A 16,662-nucleotide genomic window follows, 5' to 3' on the forward strand; every position below is an offset into this window, starting at 1 on the left:
CTTCCGTCCTCCTCAGGCCGCTTCCTTGCCGCCCTCGCCGATCCGGATCTTGGTGTCCGTCTCGAAGGCGTAGGGCGGGATCGGCAAGTTGATGGGCGCGGGTCCATGGCGCACGCGGCCCACCGAGTCGAATTGCGAGCCGTGGCACGGGCAGGCCCAGCCCTCGAAATTGCCCTGGTGGCCGATCGGCACGCAGCCGAGATGCGTGCAGTTACCGTAGACCACCAGCCACTGGTCGTGGCCGTTCTTGACCCGCGTCGGGAAGGCGGCCGGGTCGATCATCGCCGAGAGCGGGACCGCCTTCATGTCGCCCACCTCCTTGGCGGTGAGCTTGCGCACGAAGATCAGTTTGCCGCGCCAGAAGACGTTGACGATCTGGCCGTCCTGGATCGGCGTCAGATCGACTTCGATCGGCGCCCCGGCGGCGATCGTGTCCGCATCGGGCGCCATGGAGGAGATCAGCGGCCAAGCCGCGGCCGCGGCCCCGACCGCCAGCCCGGCGCCGGTCGCCAGGAAGAGAAAGTCACGGCGGCTGCCCTCATGACCAGAGGCCGCGGGAGCGGCGGCTGATGTGTTCGCCAAGGTTCGGAACTCCATGCGTCGGCGTCAGGGCCGCAGGTGCCCTCGTCCCGGCTCGATCCAGGAACAAAGCATTATGGTTCTAATCTGAGCAATGAGACCGTCTGCCGCCCCCGAGTCAAGCCGCTGTGTGCGGCGCGGCGATAAGGTCGACCCGCGATCGTCGCGGTATGTTGCCGGTAACGCTGCCGGTGCGGCGCTCACGCGACGGCGCTGTCGTATCGGGCCGTCCCGTCGTCCAGGAAGCCGCCGGATTGGCGCGACCACAATCCGGCATAGACGCCACCGCGCGCAACCAGCTCGGCGTGGGTCCCCTCCTCGATGATCCGGCCGCGGTCGATGACGACGAGCCGGTCGAGGGCCGCGATGGTCGACAGGCGGTGCGCGATGGCCAGAACGGTCTTGCCGGCCATCAGGGTGTCGAGGGAGTCCTGAATCGCCGCCTCGACCTGGCTGTCGAGGGCCGAGGTCGCCTCGTCGAGAATCAGGATCGGGGCGTCCTTCAGCATGACGCGGGCGATGGCGATCCGCTGCCGCTGCCCGCCGGACAGTTTGACGCCGCGCTCGCCGACCTGGGCGTCGTAGCCCCGCCGCCCCTTGTGATCGACGAGATCGGCGATGAACGCGTCCGCATGCGCCAGCTGGGCCGCCCGCTCGATCTCCGCCTGGCTGGCGCCAGGGCGGCCATAGGCGATGTTGTCGCGGATGGAGCGGTGCAAGAGCGACGTGTCCTGGCTGACCATCGCGATGGCTTCGCGCAGCGATTGCTGAGTCACCGCGGCGATGTCCTGGCCGTCCACCAGGATGCGCCCGCTCTCCACGTCGTAGAGGCGCAGGAGCAGACCCGCCAGGGTCGACTTGCCCGCGCCGCTGACGCCGACCAGCCCGACCTTCTCGCCGGGGCGGATCGTCAGGGAGAAATCCTCGATGACCGTGGCATCGCCGCGTCCGTAATGGAAGCCGACTTCCTCGAATCGGATCTCGCCGCCGGTGACGACGAGGGACTGCGCGTCCGGCGCGTCGACCAGGGCGTGCGGCCGGGCCATCGTCTGCATGCTCTCCTGGACCACGCCGACATTCTCGAAGACACCGCGCACGGTCTGCATGACCCAGCCCGACATCGCGATCAGGCGCAGCACGAGGGCGAGACCCGCCGACGCCTCGCCGGTGGTCATGCCGCCGTCGCGCCACAGGACGAGGCACGCGGCACCGGTGGCGATCAGGAGCGTGCTGTTGAGGAGTCCAAGCAGGCTGGTGGTCAGGGTCACCAGCCGGAACTGGTGAAGATAGGCGGCTGTGTGGACGTCCACCGCGTCCTGCACCGCGGCCCGCTCCTCGCGGTCGCGGGCGAAGAGCTTGACCGTCAGGATGTTGGTGTAGCTGTCGACGATCCGGCCGATGAGCGTCGAGCGGGTGTCGGCGGTCTTGTGCGAGCGCGCCCGGGCCCGGGGCACGAACCACGCGGTCAGGGCCGCGTAGACGGCAATCCAGAGCAGCACCGGGACGGCGAGCCACGGCGAGATCGCGCTGAACAGCCCGACCGCCGTGATCGCGTAGATCGCCACGTAGAGGAGCGTGTCGATGAAGACGACCGCGAGTTCCCGCACCGCCGGGCCCACCTGGACGACGCGGTTGGCCAGACGGCCGGAGAAGTCGCCCTGGAAATACGAGAGCGCGTGCCCGAGGGTGTAGAGATGCGCCCGCCAGCGGATCTGGCTGGTCGATTGCGGCACGATGAGCTGGTTGGACAGCACCTCGTGCGTCCAGATCGACAGCGGACGCACCACCGCGATGAGAACGACCACGAGGCCGAGTTCGACCGCGTGGTCCGACAGCACCGTCGCCCGATCGGCCGAGCCGAGCAGGTCGATGAACCAGCGCATCACGAGGTAGAGGGACGCCTCGACCGTGCCGGCGATCACCGCGATGACGAACAGGGCCGCCAGGGCGGCGCGGATCGGGCGCAGGTAGAACCAGGCAAAGCCGAGGATCGACCGCGGCGGCATCCGCGCCTCGTCGAAGGGCGCGAAGGGGTCGACGCGGCGTTCAAGCCAATCGAGGAACATGTCTACGGGGGCGTGACGCGGCGGGAGCCCCTCATGTAAGCGCGACCGGCCCCGCGCCAACCGTGCGGAGTGGTCGCGCCGCCGCGGTGTCTCAGCGGTTCAGGGCCAGCGCGGCGCCCGACTTGGTCAGGGCGCCTTCCAGGCCGCCGCCGCCCTGGCGCAGCCGCGCCGCCACGGAGCCGCCCGGCTGGTAGAGGTAGACTTCCCCGTCGCGGAAGTCCCAGGCCGAGACCCGGGCCAGATCCTTGTTGGGGCAGCCCGTCGCCGTCGCCCTGTAGAGGTCGAGGGCCGGCGTGCTCGAGAGCGTCACCTTGCAATTCGCTCCGGTGGCGTCGCGGGCATCCCAGCTTCCGACCACGGAGGAGCGACCGCCGGTGGCGACCGGCGGCGGCGGCGCCGGCGGGGCGACCGGCTCGGCGATCACCGTTGGACCGGCAGGCGGCGCGGCCGCCTGCGCACCGGGCGGGGGCGGCGCGTCGGGGCTCGCGGCCACGCCGGGCGGAGGCGCCAGGGGGGCTGCGGTCACGGTGCCCGACGGCATGGCCGGCACCGTGTCCAGGGAGGCCTGCGGCGACGGCGCCCGCGTCCGCGGCCCATCCAGGCGGCTCGAGGCACAGGCGCCGAGGCTGGCGCCCAGGCAGAGAACGGCGAACGTCGACAGGCTCGGGCGCAGCATCGGTCCACTTTGGGTCAGGCTTGGAGGCGCGTACGCGCTTGCCCCTGACTCCGTGCCAATTGCGCTGACCGCAAGGCGGCCCTCCCAAGCTCAGACGACTCCGCTGCGGAGAGCCGGGCTTTTCGGCCCAGTGTGGCCTTCAGGCCTCAATACGTGGCCCGGCTCTGCAATCAGAGCGTGCGCTCCACCATCATCTTCTTGATTTCGGCGATGGCCTTGGCCGGGTTCAGGCTCTTCGGGCAGGTGTTGGCGCAGTTCATGATCGTGTGGCAGCGGTACAGCCGGAACGGGTCGTGCAGCCCGTCGAGGCGGTGGCCCGTGTTCTCGTCGCGCGAGTCGATCAGCCAGCGATAGGCCTGCAGCAGGGCTGCCGGGCCGAGGAACTTGTCGCCGTTCCACCAGTAGCTCGGGCACGAGGTGGTGCAGCACGCGCAGAGGATGCACTCGTACAGACCGTCGAGGCGGGAGCGGTCCTCCGGAGTCTGGCGCCACTCCTTCTCCGGGGCCGGCGTCTCGGTCTGCAGCCAGGGCTCTATGGCGGCGTGCTGGGCGTAGAAATTCGTGAGGTCCGGCACGAGGTCCTTCAGGACCGGCATGTGCGGCAGCGGATAGATCCGGATCGCCCCGTCCTTGTCCTTGCGGGTCATGACCGGCAGGGCGTTGTCGGGGCTCTTGCACTCGTCGATGCCCATCGTGCAGGCGAGCGCGTTCTGGCCCTCGATGTTCATCGCGCAGGAGCCGCAGATGCCCTCGCGGCAGGAGCGGCGGAAGACCAGCGTCGAGTCGACCTTGTTCTTGATCCACAGGAGCGCATCGAGGACCATCGGCCCGCAATCCTCGCGGTCGACCTGATAGGTGTCGATCCGCGGGTTGGCCCCGTCATCCGGGTTCCAGCGGTAGATCTTGAAGGTCTGCAGGTTCCTGGCGCCGGGAGGCGCCGGCCAGGACTTGCCCTGCGTGATCTGGGAATTCTTCGGAAGGTTGAACTGGGCCATGGTTCTCGACGGCTTCCGCTAGAGCAGGACGTGGCGGCCGGGGCAGAAGCCCCGCCGCCGCAGTCGTTGAGCAGAGGTTCGTATCAGTACACGCGGGCCTTCGGCTCGATGTACTGGATCTCATTGGACATCGTGTAGGTGTGCACCGGACGGTAATCGATGTTCACCTGATGCCGGCTCTCGTCGAGCCAGGACAGGGTGTGCTTCATCCAGTCCTTGTCGTCGCGGTCCGGGAAGTCCTCGCGGGCATGGGCGCCGCGGGATTCCGTGCGGTTGGCGGCCGATTCCATCGTGACCACCGCCTGGCCGATCAGGTTGTCGAACTCCAGGGTCTCCAGGAGGTCGGTGTTCCAGACCAGCGACCGGTCGGTGACCTTCACGTCGGCGGCGGCGTTCCAGACCTTGTGGATCAGGCCCTTGCCCTCCTCCAGAACCTCGCCGGTGCGGAACACGGCGCAATTGTTCTGCATCGTCTTCTGCATCTCGGCGCGGAGTTCCGCGGTCGGCGTCGCGCCGTTGGCGTAGCGGAACCGGTCGAGGCGCTCGAGGGCCTTGTCGGTGGCCCCCTTCGGCAGTTCCATGGCGCGCCCGTTCGGCTCGACGATCTCGGCGCAGCGCTTGCCGGCGGCGCGGCCGAACACCACGAGATCGATCAGCGAGTTCGAACCCAGGCGGTTGGCGCCGTGCACGGAGACGCAGGCTGCTTCGCCGATGGCCATGAGACCCGGAACCACGGTATCGGGGTTGCCGTCGCGCAGCGTCAGCACCTCGCCGTGATAGTTCGTGGGGATGCCGCCCATGTTGTAATGGACGGTCGGGATGACCGGGATCGGCTCCTTGGTCACGTCGACACCGGCGAAGATCCGCGCGGATTCCGAGATGCCCGGCAGGCGCTCGTGCAGAATCTTCGGGTCCAGGTGGTCGAGGTGCAGGTAGATGTGGTCCTTGTTCTTGCCGACGCCGCGGCCGTCCCGGATCTCCATGGTCATGGAGCGCGAGACCACGTCGCGCGAGGCGAGGTCCTTGGCCGACGGTGCGTAGCGCTCCATGAAGCGCTCGCCCTCGGAATTCGTCAGATAGCCGCCCTCACCCCGGGAGCCTTCCGTGATCAGGCAGCCCGCGCCGTAGATGCCGGTCGGGTGGAACTGCACGAACTCCATGTCCTGCAGCGGCAGGCCGGCGCGCAGCACCATGGCGTTGCCGTCGCCCGTGCAGGTATGCGCGGAGGTCGCCGAGAAATAGGCGCGTCCGTAGCCGCCGGTCGCCAGGATGGTCATCTGGGCGCGGAACCGGTGGATCTCGCCGGTGGCCTGGTCGAGGGCGATGACGCCGCGGCAGCGGCCCTCCTCGTCCATGATCAGGTCGAGGGCGAAATACTCGATGAAGAAGTCGGTCTGGTTCTTCACCGCTTGTCCGTACAGGGTGTGCAGCATGGCGTGGCCGGTGCGGTCGGCCGCCGCGCAGGTGCGCTGGGCGGTGCCCTTGCCGTAATCGGTGGTCATGCCGCCGAACGGGCGCTGGTAGATCTTGCCTTCCTCCGTGCGGGAGAACGGCACGCCCCAGTGCTCCAGCTCGTACACGGCGGCGGGCGCGTTGCGCACGAGGTACTCGATGGCGTCCTGGTCGCCGAGCCAGTCCGACCCCTTCACGGTGTCGTACATGTGCCAGCGCCAGTCGTCCGGGCCCATGTTGCCGAGGGACGCCGAGATGCCGCCCTGCGCCGCCACGGTGTGCGAGCGGGTCGGGAACACCTTGGTGATGCAGGCGGTGCGCAGGCCGGCTTCCGAGCAGCCGACCGTGGCACGCAGGCCGGCGCCGCCCGCGCCGACGATCACCACGTCGAAGGCGTGATCGTGAATGGTGTAGGCAGGCCCGCTGCCGTTTGTGCCGTTGGCGGCCATGTTCGGCTCCTCGAAATAGGGGTTGGCGGGGTTCAGGCCGGCTGTCCGAAGCCGATGCGCAGCACCGCGTAGAGGCAGGCCACGGCCACGACGACCGCGTAGGCGTTGTTGGCGAGAACCGCCGCAATCTTCATGGCCGGGGCGTGCACATAGTCCTCGATGATCACCTGCATGCCGAGCCGCATGTGGATCGTAACCGACAGCAGTGCCAGGATCAGGAGAATTGACACCAGGGGGGTCGCGACGAGGAGCCGCGCCTCCGCAAAGCCGCGGCCCGACATCTTGGCGACGATCACCACGAAGCTCAGCATCAGCACGACGTTGGCGATGGCGGTCAGCCGCTGCAGCCACCAGTGGCCGGCCCCGTGGTGCGCGACGCCAAGGCCGCGGACCCGGGCGCGGGGGGTGCGGATCGAGACGCGCGTGTCCTGCCGGACCTCTTTCTGAGCCATGTGGGCCTCCTCAGCGGACCAGAAGGGCGACCGCCCAGATGACGAGGGTGAGCGCGACCGAGCCGATCAGGGTTAGCCGGGCCATCGACAGGCGCTTCTCCCGATCGAAGCCCACGCCCGTGTCCCAGATCAGGTGCCGGATGCCGCCCAGCATGTGGTGCATCAGCACCCACGTATAGACGAACAGGATCAAGCGCCCGAGCAGCGAGCCGAAGAAGCCGGCCACGTAAGAGTAGCCGACCGGTCCGGAAGCCAGAGCCACGAGCCAGAGGGCGACCAGTGCAGTCCCGCCATAGAGCGCGGTGCCGGTGATACGGTGAAACACCGACATCGCCATCGTCCAGGTCCAGCGATAGATCTGGAGATGGGGCGATAGCGGCTGTGCCACTGTCGGGCGGGCGGTGGGTGCCATCGGGTTGAAGCCTCGCAGCTGCGAACTGGACCGTCTCTAATCTGGTAGCGCTAGTGGCTGAGCGGGCAACCCGCAATCCGCCATGGTGCGGCGCAATGTGCCGTCTGGGGCGACACTTTGCCGATTCTGTCACCTCAGCTGCCCCAGCAGTCGCCACCACGCGTAGTCGAGGGGCGCGGCCACCAGCAACGACAGGAGGCCGAAGCTTACGGTGAGGCGCGTCGCGTCCCCGAGGCGGACGCCCCCGAGCTCGCTGGCGAACACGATCGGGGGCGCTTGGTAAGGGAAGAAGATGGTCGAGTAGCCGATCACCTGCAGGGAGACGACCGCGAGGGATGACAGGCCGCTCGCCTCCGTCATCTCGCCCGCCAGGGCCGTGTAGAGGGCCGGCGCGCCGTTGGCGGTGACGAGCAGGGTCAGCACCGTCGCCATGCCGGTGAGCACCGCGAAGTTCTGTGTCGGCGCGTCGTGCGCCAGGGGCGCGACCGCCAGGAGCAGATGGCCGAGACGCCCGCCCAGACCGGTCTCGTTGACCAGGGCGACCAGACCGAGCAGCGCCGCGATGTAGAAGCAGGTCCGCAAGTTGACCTGCTGGAACGCTTCGGGCGGCAGCACCCCGATCCGCGGCAGCAGGCAGACCACCGCGGCGGCGAGGCCGACCCAGGCGGGGGCGAGCCCGTGCAGGGCGTCGGTCATCCAGAGGACCAGCGTGCAGGCGAGGATCACCGCGAGGCGCCGCTCGGGCGCGGAGAGCGGCGGCAGCACCGGCAGGGTCGGTGCGGTCGGGCCGAGGTCGTCCGGAAACAGCCGGACGATGAGAGCCACCAGCAGGATACCCTTGACCGCGGCCAGGACCGGGGCGTGCAGGACGAAGTAGGACAGGTACGAGAGCTGCAGCCCGAGCAGGTGTTCCGCCGAGCCGGCCATGACGAGGTTCGGCACGTTGGCGGGCAGGATCGCTGCCGACAGGATCGGCGTGGCGATGCCGACCGCCAGCACGGCGCCCGTCCGTCCCGGGCGGCCGACCGCGAGGCCGAAGGCGTCGCAGAGCGCCAGGGTCACGGGGATCATCAGGGCGATGCGGCCCAGATTCGACGGCATGACGAAGGCGATGAGGAAGCTCAGCGCCACCAGCCCGGTGATGAAGTGGCCGTAGGAGCCCGAGAGGCGCAGGGCGAGGCTCCGCGCCATGCGGGCGCCGAGGCCCGTCCGGGTCATGCCCTGCCCCACCACCAGGCCGGACAGGACCAGCCAGAAGGCGGAGGACGAGAGGCCGGAGAACACCGTCGCGGCGGAGCCGAGCCGCAGCAGCATCGCCAGTCCGAAGAAGGCCAGCGCCGTGACGATCTCGGGCAGCAGGGCGGTCGCCCAGAGGCTCATGCACGCCACGAGCAGTGCCGCCGTCGCCGCAATCGACCCCTCCCCGCTCACCGCGATCGTCCCCGCACCACGCTACGCCGGAGGCGGCATCCTCGTCGGATTGGAACGGTTCGCAATTCGGGATTTGTTGAGCGAGCCTTCGCTAACCGCGAAGGATCTTGGTGCGATGGGCCGCGCCGGCCTGCTTACGAACGCGGACGCCCGGCCGAGAGCCGGCCGGGCGCAATGCTGTCTCAAAAGCGTTTGGGGACCCGCTTCGCGTGGCTCAGTAGCCGTAGCCGTAGTAGCCGTTGCAGGCGGCCGGGTCGTAAGCCCCGTAGCCGTAGGTGTTGGCACAATTGTCGTACCCGTAGTCGAGGCCGCTCAGGCCGTAGCCGACCCCGAGGCCGAGCCCGACCCCCGCAAGGCCGTAGCCGACGCCGCGGCCATAGCGCCGGCCGTAGTAACCGCGGTTGGCGTAGCCACGCCCGACAATCCCGCGGTTCCCGATTCCGCCATACCGGCCGGCATCGTTGAATCCGCCGGTCCGGAGGCCGCCGCCCCGAAGCCCGCCGGCTCCGGCCACGCCGGCCGCGCCGAGCCCCGCGCCCCGGAAGCCACCACCCAGGCCGCCGACCCGCGCCCCACCGACGCCGCCGTTCTGAAAGGCCCCGCCGCCGAAGCCGCCGTTCCGGAACGATCCGCCGCCCACGCTGCCACCGCGGAAGCCGCCGCCGAACCCGCCGCCATGAAATCCGCCACCGCCGAAGCCTCCGCCGTGGAAGCCACCCCCGCCGAAGCCGCGCGCATCCGCACCGGTCGGGGCGAAAGCGACCGCTGCCAGAAGAGCGGTCGAAACAAGTGCGATACGAGTCATGGGAAATCTCAGCTTGAAGCGAGGTGTATTAATCTCCCAACACTTCAAATCGCCCCGATATCCAAGCTTGAGTATTTGGGGCGACGTGGCAGTCCGTCGCGAGAGCCGTCCTCGGGCGCGGACCGGATGAAGACCGCGCCGGGCGCCCCTCACCGGAACGGAGGCTCATCGAAGCTGCGCAGCTTGCGCGAGTGGAGACCGTGCCGGTCGGCGCGCAGCACGTCGAGTGCCGCCAATCCCACCTGGAGATGCTCCGAGACGGCCCGGTCGTAGAACGCATTGGCGGCGCCCGGCAGCTTGATCTCGCCGTGGAGCGGCTTGTCGGAGACGCAGAGCAGCGCGCCGTAGGGTACGCGGAGGCGGAAGCCCTGCGCGGCGACGGTGCCGCTCTCCATGTCGACCGCGATCGCGCGGGACTGGTTGATCCGCCGCCGCTCCTGGCTGAAGCGCAGCTCCCAGTTGCGGTCGTCATAGGTCACCACCGTGCCGGTGCGCAGGCGCCGCTTCAGGGCATCGGCCTGCTCGCCCGTCACAGAAGCGGCGGCGCTCTGGAGCGCGACCTGCACCTCGGCCAGCGCCGGGACCGGGACGTCCGGCGGCACGAGCTCGTCGAGGATCCGGTCGCGGCGGAGATAGGCGTGCGCCAGCACGTAGTCGCCGATCGTCTGCGACTGCCGCAAGCCGCCGCAATGGCCGACCATCAGCCAGCAATCCGGGCGCAGCACGGCGAGATGGTCGGTGATCGTCTTCGCGTTCGAGGGGCCGACGCCGATATTGACCAGCGTCGTGCCCTGCTGGGTCCCGTCGGCGTCGCGCGCCACCAAATGGTAGGCCGGCATCTGGTGCCGGTGCCAGGGCGAGGCGGCGATCACCGCGGCGGGGTCGGCCTCGGCGGCCTCGGCGCGGCTCACGGAGACTCCGCCCGGCAGGACCAGCCGCTCGAACCCCTCCGCGCCCGAGGCCAGCCGCTCCAGGCCGTGGCGGACGAACTGGTCGACGTAGCGGTGGTAGTTGGTGAGCAGGATCCAGGGCTGGACGTCGCGCCAGTCGCAGCCGGTGTAATGGACCAGCCGCCGGAGGGAGTAATCGACCCGCACGCCGTCGAACAGCGCCAGGGGCAGCGGCTCGCCCGCCACCTGGTCGAAGGTCCCGTCGGCGATCTCGTCGCCGACGAGCGACAGGAGCGGGACCGGGAAGTAGGTGGCGAGATCCGCGCCGTCGACCGCCCGGCCGCCCGCGTCGAGCCCGGCTTCCAGCACGTAGGGATAGGGGATCTCCTGCGCGCTCAGGCCGACTTCGATGGCGATGCCGTAATCCGCGATCAGCGGCTCCAGCTGACGGGTCAGGTAGGTCCGGAAGAACGCCGGGTGCGTCACCGTCGTGGCGTAGGTCCCGGCCGCCTGGAGCTTGGCGGTGGCGCGCCGGACGCGCGGCAGCGGCCCGTCCGGGCGATAGCTGATCCGCAGCTCCGGGTAGCGGAAGGCGAGCCGCTCGGTGGCGTCCGGCGGCGGCCCCCCGGCGAGGTAGCGCTCCAGGGCATTTCGCAGGGCGCCGGCCGCGTCGTCGTAGAGCTCGACCAGCCGGTCGACGGCGGTCCCGGCATCGGCCACCGCCTGCATCGGCCGCAATTCCCGCTCGATCATGTCGCCTCCGTTCCTGCTGCCGGATCTACACCCCGCACCATCCGGGGGCGAGATGCGGGGTTGCGGGCCGCGGGCACATGGCCGACAAGCCCGCCGGCGCGGAGCGAGGCGGCATGGACGCGGATGAGTTCGGAACCCGTCCCGGCGAAGTGAGGGCAGAATTGCCCACGACCTTCGATGCGGGCCTCCACTTCATCGGCCGGCTGCACACGCCCTGGCAGGCGCGATCCGACTGTCCGAAGAACGGCCTGCAGACCGATGCGGTCTGCACCGTGGAGGTCGATCCGGCCTACGTCCCCGGCCTGCGCAACGTCACGGGCTGCACGCACCTGATCCTGCTCTACTGGATGGACCGGGCGACCCGCGGCCTCGTGATCCAGCGCCCGCGCCACGCCGACGGTCCCCGCGGCACCTTCTCCCTGCGCTCGCCCGCCCGTCCCAACCCGATCGCCCTGTCGGTGGTGGAACTGCTCGGCCGCGACGGCGACACGCTCCGCGTGCGCGGGCTCGACTGCCTCGACGGCACGCCGCTCCTCGACATCAAACCCTACTACGCCTCCACGGATGCGCGGCCGGACGCGCAGGTCGACCGGGCCGGGGCCGAGCCGTGAGGCGCGTCGCCCTTCTCATTCTCGGTGGGCTCGCCCTGCTGGCGATCGGCGGTTTCGCCGGGTGGCGCCTGCATAGGCCGGCCGCCGATGCGCGGGCCTACGCGGAGATGCGCCTGATCGCCGTGCAGGTCAGCCTCGACGAGGCGCCGCCGGATTACGTGTTCTGGGCCGGCGATTCCCAGGTGGAGCTGCAGCCTGGCAGCCAGCGGCCCTGCGGCCTCGACTTCCTCAACGGCGGGATCAGCGGCTCGACCGCGGCCAGCTATGCGGACCACCTCGCGCGCTTGAACTTCAAGGTCCCTCCCCGGCTCGCCGCCCTGACGATCGGGACCAACGACATCCTCGTGAAGAACAACCCGCAGCTGGACAAGCCGACGGCGCAGTTCGAAGCCGCCGCAGAGGCGATCGTCAAGCGGCTCCAGACCTTGACCCCGCGCGTCGTGGTGACGGCCCTCCCCCCGGTCGGGCGTGAGCTCGGCAAGCTCGTCGATGCCGGCGCGGTGGCAGTTTACTCGCAGCGCCTGCGCAACCTGTGCGGCCGGCTCGGCTGCGTGTTCACGGACCCGTTCGCGGCCTTGCGCGACGGCGACACCGGCTACGCCAAGCCCGGTGCCCTGCGGGACGGGCTGCATCTCGCGGCGTTCCGGCCGGCGCTGAAGGCGGTCGAGCCGGCGCTCTGCGGGCCGTGACGGGGCGCGGTCTGCGGCACGGCGTCCGCATCGTCCCGGCGCGCGACGCGGCGCGATCCGGGAGCGCCCGGAATCCTGCCGTCACGCTCCCCAGAATCGGCTCGCGGCTTTCGCGATGACGGCTGCGGGCCTGCTTATTCCCACTCGATGGTGCCCGGGGGCTTCGAGGTGATGTCGTAGGTGACCCGGTTGATGCCCTTCACCTCGTTGATGATCCGGGTCGCGACCCGGCCCAGGAAGGCCATGTCGAACGGGTAGAAATCGGCGGTCATGCCGTCCACCGACGTGACGGCGCGCAGCGCGCAGACATGATCGTAGGTGCGGCCGTCGCCCATCACGCCGACGGTCTTCACCGGCAGGATCACCGCGAAGGCCTGCCAGATCGTGTCGTAGAGGCCGGCCTGCCGGATCTCGTCGAGGTAGATCGCGTCGGCCTTGCGCAGGGCCTCCAGCTTCTCGGCGGTGATCGTGCCGGGGCAGCGGATCGCCAGGCCCGGGCCCGGGAACGGGTGGCGGCCGACGAAGCCCTCGGGCAGGCCGAGTTCCTTGCCGAGGATCCGGACCTCGTCCTTGAACAGCTCGCGGAGCGGCTCCACGAGCTTCATGTCCATGCGCTCGGGCAGGCCGCCGACATTGTGGTGGCTCTTGATGGTCACGGACGGGCCGCCCGTGAAAGACACGCTCTCGATCACGTCCGGATACAGCGTGCCCTGCGCCAGGAACTTCGCCCCGCCGATCTTCTTCGATTCGGCCTCGAACACGTCGATGAACAGGCGGCCAATGGTCTTGCGCTTGACCTCGGGATCCGAGACGCCCTCGAGGGCCGCGAGGAACATCCCCGACGCCTCAACGTGGACCAGCGGGATGTTGTAGTGGTCGCGGAACAGGGCCACGACCTGTTCGGCCTCGCCCAGGCGCAGGAGGCCGTGATCGACGAACACGCAGGTCAGCTGGTCGCCGATCGCCTCGTGGATCAGCACGGCCGCCACGGCGGAATCGACGCCGCCCGACAGGCCGCAGATCACCTTCTCGGAGCCGACCTGCTCGCGGATCTTGGCGATGGCCTCCTCGCGATAGGCGCCCATGGTCCAGTCGCCCGAGCAGCCGGCCACGTCGCGCACGAAGTTGCGGATCAGCAGGGCGCCGTGGGGGGTGTGTGCCACTTCCGGGTGAAATTGCACCGCGTAGTAGTTGCGGGCCTCGTCGGCCACCGCCGCGAAGGGCGCGTTCTTGGAGATCGCCACGGTGGTGAAGCCGTCCGGCAGCTTGGTGACGCGGTCACCGTGGCTCATCCAGACCGGGTACTTCTCGCCCTTGTGCCAGACGCCCTTGAACAGGGGGCAATCGGCCAGGATCTCGACCTCGGCCCGGCCGAACTCCGCGTGGTGTCCCCCCTCGACGGCGCCGCCGAGCTGGGCCGCCATGGTCTGCTGGCCGTAGCAGATGCCGAAGACCGGGACGCCCGAATCGAACACGAGCTGGGGCGCGCGGGGCGAGGCCTCGACGGTTACCGATTCGGGGCCGCCGGAGAGGATCACGCCCTTGGGCTTCTGCTCGCGAAACGCGGCCTCGGCCTTCGTGAAGGGCACGATCTCGCAGTAGACGCCCTCCTCCCGCACCCGGCGGGCGATGAGCTGGGTCACCTGAGAGCCGAAATCGACGATCAGGATCTTGTCGTGGTCGGTGTTCATCGCGGGCGATTATCCGAAGGCCGGGGCGGGTGCAACGCACAAGTCCGGGTTGTCCGGTCTTCCGACGCGCTGACGCCGACGGAATGCCGGATTCCGCCCGTCGATCATACGCTCTTGCATCGTCCCGGGGCCACGCGGCGCGACCCGGGACCCGAATCGGCCGATCCGGTCAGGCGCGCGACGTGGTCTCGGCTGGCCCGACGCGTCGGCTCTCAGTCGAAGTTGCGGACCTTGGCCGATCCGCCGAGGCTGATCGCGGGCTTCGCGGCGGCGCCGGCGAGGCTCACCTTCTTCTGGCCGGGCGGAGTCTTGGCGCGCAGCTGCGGGGCCGGCTCGGGCGCCGGCCGCGACGGCTTCAGGTGCGCCTGTCCGTGGATCACCGAGCCGATCTCGCCCGCCACGCGGATGAGGTCGTCGCGCTCGCAGGAGCGGGCGACCTTCAGCCCGAGCTTGTGCATGTGGCTCTTGCCGTAGAGGTAGGTGGCCAGCTGCGCGCGCTTCAGCGGCGGGATCTGCTCCAGGATCAGCGGCAGGTCGAAATCGTCGGCCCGGTAGACGGAGCCCAGGACCTCGAGGGTTACCGGGCAATCGACTTCGGGCTCGGCGCCGCTGGTCGGATGCGCTTGCGTCATGGATGCCTCTCGGAGGTCGATGGATCTGGATGCGGGTCGGATGCCCCGGAGCCGGGGTCCAGTTCAACCCCTATCGGAACGGTGAGGTTCGCAATCCGGTCCTCCGTCGGCGCCGGAGCCGGGCTCGGGGCCGGGACGGTCTCGGGTTTCCAGGCACCGAGGCAGCCGGTGCAGACGGATTCGATCACCGCACGGGCATGGGCCTGCCGGCGCGCCCAGAGCATCTCCCGGGCCACGCGCGCGGCCTCGGCGTCCGGAAGGGGGCGGATGCGGATGTAGAGCGGCTCCTGCGCGGCGACTGGAGCCGGCGTCACGGCGAGGAGCCCGAGCACGGCCATCGCGGGCTCGGCGGTGCGCCACCAGCGCCGCGGCGCCGACCATGCGGGTCCCGCCATGTCTCTCTCCCGCCCGGACCGAGCGCGATACGTCGCCCGTCAGGGTAAACCGCCTCTTAACGGACCGCCGCCGCCGCGCGGAACTTCACACGGCCATGCCGGTAGAACCAGAGGGGGCCGAGCGGGAGATGGCTTGATGCCTCAGATGTTCGACTGGATCTTCTTCGCGATCATGCTGCCGTTCCCGGCCTACCTGGTCTGGGACTTCATGCGGCACCGGTATGCCGGCCCGCGTCGCTCACCGGCCGGGCGAGGCCGCCCCGCGACCGAACGGCATGGGCCGCGCAGACTCACCGACCGGCTCCGCCGCCTGCTCGTCCCGGCGCCGGTCCTGTGCGCGCCCGAGCCAGAGGCTGTTCACGAGCCACGCCACCGAGAGCGGGATCGCGGCGCCCGCCACGCCGGCGCTGCCGAATCCGACGCCCTGGATGCCCGTGAACGACCATGCGCCGACTTGGTCGCCCAGGCGGTAGACCACCGTGTCGATGAAGCTCTTGGCCTTGTAGCGATCTTCCCGCGGGACGACGGTGAACAGCACCTCGCGCACTGGTCGCGCGATGGCGAAGTTGCCGGCCCGGCGCAGGACTTGGAACGCGACGATCACGCCGATCGTGGGCCAGACGGCGAGCGCCGCGAAGCCGAGGATGCTGAAGGCCGGCAGGATCGCCAGCGTCAGGGCGACGCCGATGCGATTCACGATCCGGCCGGTGAGGAACAGCTGGATTCCCAGCGTCAGGACGTTCACCGCGAGGTCGACGCTGGCGAAGAAGGCGGTCTGCGCACCCCGGTCCGGGAAGCTCCGCTTCGCGATGCCCGCCTGCTCGAAATACAGGAAGGTCGAGGTCACCGAGAACAGCAGCAGGAACAGCGAGATGTTGAGCAGGTAGGGGGACGCGAAGGTCCGCGTGACGCCGGCGAGCACGCTGCCGCCGATCGTCCGATCCTGCCCGTCATCGGCGCTGCGGTCGCGGCCCGGCACCTCGTGCAGCTGCGTCGACAGGGCCGCGAGACCGCGCATGCAGAATACGGCGATCTCGAGGAGCACCACCGCGCAGAGCATAAGGCCCCAGGTCGGGACGTTCTTGGCGAGGATCGCGGTGGTCGCCGAACCCGCGATGGCGCCGAGGGTCGCGCCGGCCGCGATGAAGCCGAACAGGCGCTTGCCCTGGGCGTTCGAAAACACGTCGACGATCGTCGCCCAGAAGATCGAGACCACGAACAGGTTGAAGATCGACAGCCAGACGAAGAACACCCGGCCAATCCACACGCCCCACTCGGCGGGGGCGAGATAGAGCGTCAGCGCGAAGGCCAGGATGTTGGCCGCGAAGAACCGGTAGGTGATCGGCACGAACCGCGCCCGCGGCATCCGCTTCACCAGGTAGGCGAAGGGCAGGTTGAGGGCGAGCATGCCGACCAGGGTGGCGGTGAACAGCCAGGGCAGGTTTTCGATGCCGCCGGCGACGCCCATCTGATCCCGGATCGGACGCAGGACGTAGTAGGCGGCCAGGATCGAGAAGATGTAGGCCCAGGACCATGCCAGTGCCCGACCCTCGCCGGGCTGAACGTCGATCAGGCGCGCGAGCGTGCCGCGGGCGGGTGCGGGTTCAGACATGGGCCGATCTCACCGGAATGGGCTTTCCCTCGGGCAAGCCTCCCTCACGGAGACTCGGTCCGACCCGTCGCC

General features: G+C 69.6%; 16 protein-coding genes. 2 read left to right on the forward strand and 14 right to left on the reverse strand.

Features of this window, described 5'->3' with window-relative positions; genetic code table 11:
• Positions 1-12: 12 nt before the first annotated feature.
• The 10 genes from petA to A3862_RS29235 form a co-directional block, all read right to left on the reverse strand.
• Entirely contained in the window at positions 13-582 is a 570-nt protein-coding gene (gene petA, locus A3862_RS29190; protein WP_043760727.1) for a ubiquinol-cytochrome c reductase iron-sulfur subunit, read from the reverse strand.
• Positions 583-779: 197 nt separating this feature from the next.
• Complete coding sequence (locus A3862_RS29195; protein WP_111474234.1) at positions 780-2,645, reverse strand: ABC transporter ATP-binding protein; 1,866 nt, start codon at positions 2,643-2,645, stop codon at positions 780-782.
• 91 nt (positions 2,646-2,736) lie between these two features.
• Complete coding sequence (locus A3862_RS29200; RefSeq protein ID WP_043352132.1) at positions 2,737-3,321, reverse strand: protease inhibitor Inh/omp19 family protein; 585 nt, start codon at positions 3,319-3,321, stop codon at positions 2,737-2,739.
• A gap of 170 nt (positions 3,322-3,491) precedes the next feature.
• Entirely contained in the window at positions 3,492-4,316 is an 825-nt protein-coding gene (locus tag A3862_RS29205) for a succinate dehydrogenase iron-sulfur subunit (RefSeq protein ID WP_024831121.1), read from the reverse strand.
• An 83-nt stretch (positions 4,317-4,399) separates the two neighbouring features.
• Positions 4,400-6,217 carry a succinate dehydrogenase flavoprotein subunit gene (sdhA, locus tag A3862_RS29210; protein ID WP_043352130.1) on the reverse strand — a complete coding sequence of 606 codons (1,818 nt, stop codon included), beginning with the start codon at positions 6,215-6,217 and terminating at the stop codon, positions 4,400-4,402.
• Between the two features lie 32 nt (positions 6,218-6,249).
• Complete coding sequence (gene sdhD, locus A3862_RS29215; RefSeq protein WP_043383655.1) at positions 6,250-6,669, reverse strand: succinate dehydrogenase, hydrophobic membrane anchor protein; 420 nt, start codon at positions 6,667-6,669, stop codon at positions 6,250-6,252.
• A gap of 10 nt (positions 6,670-6,679) precedes the next feature.
• The gene (gene sdhC / locus A3862_RS29220) at positions 6,680-7,081 is read right to left on the reverse strand and encodes a succinate dehydrogenase, cytochrome b556 subunit (protein WP_111474235.1); all 402 of its coding nucleotides are present in this window, start codon (positions 7,079-7,081) and stop codon (positions 6,680-6,682) included.
• 129 nt (positions 7,082-7,210) lie between these two features.
• Complete coding sequence (locus A3862_RS29225; RefSeq protein ID WP_111474236.1) at positions 7,211-8,512, reverse strand: SLC13 family permease; 1,302 nt, start codon at positions 8,510-8,512, stop codon at positions 7,211-7,213.
• Between the two features lie 214 nt (positions 8,513-8,726).
• Positions 8,727-9,317, reverse strand: a complete 591-nt coding sequence (locus A3862_RS29230; protein ID WP_111474237.1) for a hypothetical protein — start codon at positions 9,315-9,317, stop codon at positions 8,727-8,729.
• A 149-nt stretch (positions 9,318-9,466) separates the two neighbouring features.
• Entirely contained in the window at positions 9,467-10,960 is a 1,494-nt protein-coding gene (locus tag A3862_RS29235) for an AMP nucleosidase (protein WP_043383644.1), read from the reverse strand.
• A gap of 113 nt (positions 10,961-11,073) precedes the next feature.
• Here A3862_RS29235 and tsaA point away from each other — a divergent pair, with 113 nt between their 5' ends.
• Both tsaA and A3862_RS29245 read left to right on the forward strand, forming a co-directional pair.
• Positions 11,074-11,571 carry a tRNA (N6-threonylcarbamoyladenosine(37)-N6)-methyltransferase TrmO gene (gene tsaA / locus A3862_RS29240; protein ID WP_111474399.1) on the forward strand — a complete coding sequence of 166 codons (498 nt, stop codon included), beginning with the start codon at positions 11,074-11,076 and terminating at the stop codon, positions 11,569-11,571.
• Complete coding sequence (locus A3862_RS29245) at positions 11,568-12,260, forward strand: SGNH/GDSL hydrolase family protein (RefSeq protein ID WP_111474238.1); 693 nt, start codon at positions 11,568-11,570, stop codon at positions 12,258-12,260. Before tsaA ends, A3862_RS29245 begins: the two co-directional genes overlap by 4 nt.
• 134 nt (positions 12,261-12,394) lie before the next feature.
• Here A3862_RS29245 and guaA read toward each other — a convergent pair whose 3' ends face one another.
• The 4 genes from guaA to A3862_RS29265 form a co-directional block, all read right to left on the reverse strand.
• Positions 12,395-13,951, reverse strand: coding sequence for a glutamine-hydrolyzing GMP synthase (gene guaA, locus A3862_RS29250; protein WP_111474239.1), 1,557 nt, complete (start codon positions 13,949-13,951; stop codon positions 12,395-12,397).
• Positions 13,952-14,163: 212 nt separating this feature from the next.
• Positions 14,164-14,583, reverse strand: coding sequence for a hypothetical protein (locus A3862_RS29255; RefSeq protein ID WP_043352116.1), 420 nt, complete (start codon positions 14,581-14,583; stop codon positions 14,164-14,166).
• Positions 14,580-14,978, reverse strand: a complete 399-nt coding sequence (locus A3862_RS29260) for a hypothetical protein (RefSeq protein WP_075381816.1) — start codon at positions 14,976-14,978, stop codon at positions 14,580-14,582. Before A3862_RS29260 ends, A3862_RS29255 begins: the two co-directional genes overlap by 4 nt.
• A 238-nt stretch (positions 14,979-15,216) precedes the next feature.
• Positions 15,217-16,590, reverse strand: coding sequence for an NTP/NDP exchange transporter (locus A3862_RS29265; RefSeq protein WP_111474240.1), 1,374 nt, complete (start codon positions 16,588-16,590; stop codon positions 15,217-15,219).
• Positions 16,591-16,662: the final 72 nt, after the last annotated feature.

The sequence above is a fragment of the Methylobacterium sp. XJLW genome (genome assembly GCF_003254375.1).
In the GTDB taxonomy this organism is placed as follows: domain Bacteria; phylum Pseudomonadota; class Alphaproteobacteria; order Rhizobiales; family Beijerinckiaceae; genus Methylobacterium; species Methylobacterium fujisawaense.

Bases quoted from the DNA above. Each gene is read 5' to 3' on its own strand.
- A3862_RS29260 (WP_075381816.1), bottom strand. From the start codon at position 14,978: ATGGCGGGACCCGCATGGTCGGCGCCGCGGCGCTGGTGGCGCACCGCC.
- A3862_RS29230 (WP_111474237.1), bottom strand. From the start codon at position 9,317: ATGACTCGTATCGCACTTGTTTCGACCGCTCTTCTGGCAGCGGTCGCT.
- sdhA (WP_043352130.1), bottom strand. From the start codon at position 6,217: ATGGCCGCCAACGGCACAAACGGCAGCGGGCCTGCCTACACCATTCAC.
- tsaA (WP_111474399.1), top strand. From the start codon at position 11,074: ATGGACGCGGATGAGTTCGGAACCCGTCCCGGCGAAGTGAGGGCAGAA.
- sdhD (WP_043383655.1), bottom strand. From the start codon at position 6,669: ATGGCTCAGAAAGAGGTCCGGCAGGACACGCGCGTCTCGATCCGCACC.
- sdhC (WP_111474235.1), bottom strand. From the start codon at position 7,081: ATGGCACCCACCGCCCGCCCGACAGTGGCACAGCCGCTATCGCCCCAT.
- A3862_RS29195 (WP_111474234.1), bottom strand. From the start codon at position 2,645: ATGTTCCTCGATTGGCTTGAACGCCGCGTCGACCCCTTCGCGCCCTTC.
- A3862_RS29205 (WP_024831121.1), bottom strand. From the start codon at position 4,316: ATGGCCCAGTTCAACCTTCCGAAGAATTCCCAGATCACGCAGGGCAAG.
- A3862_RS29255 (WP_043352116.1), bottom strand. From the start codon at position 14,583: ATGACGCAAGCGCATCCGACCAGCGGCGCCGAGCCCGAAGTCGATTGC.
- A3862_RS29265 (WP_111474240.1), bottom strand. From the start codon at position 16,590: ATGTCTGAACCCGCACCCGCCCGCGGCACGCTCGCGCGCCTGATCGAC.
- A3862_RS29235 (WP_043383644.1), bottom strand. From the start codon at position 10,960: ATGATCGAGCGGGAATTGCGGCCGATGCAGGCGGTGGCCGATGCCGGG.
- guaA (WP_111474239.1), bottom strand. From the start codon at position 13,951: ATGAACACCGACCACGACAAGATCCTGATCGTCGATTTCGGCTCTCAG.
- A3862_RS29200 (WP_043352132.1), bottom strand. From the start codon at position 3,321: ATGCTGCGCCCGAGCCTGTCGACGTTCGCCGTTCTCTGCCTGGGCGCC.